Raw genomic sequence first — 1,823 nt, forward strand, 5'->3', positions numbered from 1 at the left:
GTCCGGCCTGTGACCCAGGTCCGCCTCGATCTCGAAGTGGGGATCGAAGCGGCGCGTGCACTGTCGCAGGAAGTTCTGCTCGACCGACTGGTCGAAACCCTGATGAATCACTTGATGATTCAGGCCGGTGCCGACAATGGCGTGCTGATGATCGTCAGCGGCGCCGAACTGCAACTGGCGGCGACGGCTTCGGTCGAAGCCGGCAATGTACGGATCGCTCTGGACGCCGGGCAACCGCTCGAACAGATGGCGCCGGCCTCGGTGCTCAACGCTACGATGCGCACGCGCACGCCCCTGGTGCTCGACGATGCCCGGGCCGATTGTCCCGAGGCCTACAGCGCCGATCTGCGCCAGCGCCAGGTGCGGTCGGTGTTGTGCCTGCCATTGCTCAAACAAGGCACGTTGATTGGCCTGGTGTATCTGGAAAACAGCCTGGTCCCCAAGCTGTTCAGCGCCCAGCGCCTGACCATGCTGGAAATTCTCGCCTCTCAGGCCGCGGTGTCACTGCAAACCGCCAAGTTGTATGAACAGCTGGTCGAGGACAACCAGCTGCGCGCGCAGATGGAAGCGGACTTGCGCAGTTCCCGGGCGGAACTGGCGCGTAGCTCGCACCTCAAGGTCATGGGCGAGCTTTCTGCTTCGATTGCCCATGAAATCAGCCAACCGCTACTGGGCATCGTGTCCAATGCCTCGGCCAGCCTGCGCTGGCTCAAGCGTGATCAGCCCGATCTGGAAGAGGCGATTCAGGGGCTGGAAGACATTCGCTCGGACAGCGCCCGCGCCGCCGATATTGTCCAGGCGCTTCGCGTACTCGCCAAACAGATGCCGTTGCAACGGTTGCCGATGCAAATCGATCACTTGATCGGTGAGGTCGTACGCCTGACTGCCACCGACCTGGCGAACCGCAACGTGAACCTGGAAACCCGGCTCGATGCGCAATGCCCGGTGTCGGTCGACGCGGTACAGATCCAGCAGGTGGTGTTCAACCTGATCACCAATGCGCTGGAGGCCATCGCCGGAGCAGGGTTGCCCAATGGACGCATCATCATCGGCTCAGCGGTAAAGGACGCTCATGTCCAGGTCTGCTTCCAGGACAACGGGCCCGGAATTGACGCACACCAGCGCGAGCAGATCTTCGATGCGTTCTACACCACCAAAGGCAGCGGCATGGGAATGGGCCTGGCCATCTGCAGGTCGGTGATCGGCGCGCACGGCGGGACGCTGGTGGTCGAGGATAGCGAGCAGGGCGCCCGGATTTGCTTCTACCTGCCACTGGCACCGGCCAGCGCCGGATAAAAAAAGGCCGCATCAGCGGCCAAAGGGGAGGAGTTCGTGTTGTCGATCTCGATCAGTTCAGGCGTGCAGTTCCTGCGCGCGGGACTGTCCCATGCCGTCGACCAGGCTATCGCGAATTCTCCATTCGGGTATGTCCCGATCAATCACTGGTGGCTGGCCAGGGTGGCTCGCTACATGCTCAAAGGCCCGGCGCCATGCCTTGGGTGTCATCCCTTCCAGGCGGCTGAACGTGCGGGTGAAATGCGAGTGGTCTGCAAAACCGCATTCATAGACGACATCGGTGATCGGCATCGAGGTGATCAGCAGGCTTTTGGCTTTTTCGATTTTCATTATCACTAGCCAGCCTTGCGGCGAGTGGCCGGTAACCTTTTTGAACGCCCGGGAAAAATGGCTACGGGACAGGTTGCAGTGTTCGGCAATCTCGCTGATGCGAACGCAACTGCCCATGTCACGCAGCATCAGCTCCTTGGCGCGGCGCTCCTGCCAGCCGGACAGGGCACCCAGCGGCCGTACAAGGGGGCATGGAT

2 protein-coding genes are annotated in these 1,823 nt (G+C 61.7%); one reads left to right on the forward strand and one right to left on the reverse strand.

Annotated elements, in window-relative coordinates; translation table 11 throughout:
• Positions 1 to 1,296: GAF domain-containing sensor histidine kinase (locus tag ACXRVY_RS26980; RefSeq protein WP_458238728.1), on the forward strand; the 1,296-nt coding region annotated here is incomplete at its 5' end.
• A gap of 57 nt (positions 1,297 to 1,353) precedes the next feature.
• Here ACXRVY_RS26980 and ACXRVY_RS26985 read toward each other — a convergent pair.
• Positions 1,354 to 1,823 (reverse strand): helix-turn-helix transcriptional regulator (locus ACXRVY_RS26985; RefSeq protein ID WP_458238729.1); only part of this gene is annotated, 470 nt, incomplete at its 5' end.

The sequence above is a fragment of the Pseudomonas sp. P5_A2_2 genome (assembly GCF_054177685.1).